Origin of the sequence: Ensifer sp. NM-2 (assembly GCF_003024455.1) — a bacterium.
Taxonomy (GTDB): Bacteria; Pseudomonadota; Alphaproteobacteria; order Rhizobiales; family Rhizobiaceae; genus Ensifer; species Ensifer canadensis.
The window spans coordinates 1-332 of the sequence record NZ_PVZR01000186.1 but is presented as its reverse complement, the minus strand read 5'-3'; the positions used below and the strand labels follow the sequence as shown (position 1 = coordinate 332).

Below are 332 nucleotides of genomic sequence, written 5' to 3'. Positions count from 1 at the left end.
CCGGCGTCGTGCGTCCCGGCAAGCTCGCCGTCATCGGCAACGGCGTGGTCATCGACCCGCATGCGCTGATCGCTGAAATCGACAAGCTCGGCAAGCAGGGCGTGACGATCACCCCGGAGAACCTGCGTGTTGCCGACAACGCCACGCTCATTCTTTCGCTGCACCGCGAACTCGACGGCTTCCGCGAAGACGCTGCCTCCAACAACGGCACCAAGATCGGCACCACCCGCCGCGGCATCGGCCCGGCCTATGAAGACAAGGTCGGCCGTCGTGCGATCCGCGTGATGGACCTTGCCGATCTCGAAACCCTGCCGGCCAAGGTCGATCGCCTG

General features: G+C 65.7%; 1 protein-coding gene. It reads left to right on the top strand.

Annotated features, from left to right (window positions below; translation table 11 throughout):
• Positions 1-332: adenylosuccinate synthetase (locus C6558_RS39405; RefSeq protein ID WP_199197164.1), on the top strand; the 332-nt coding region annotated here is incomplete at both ends.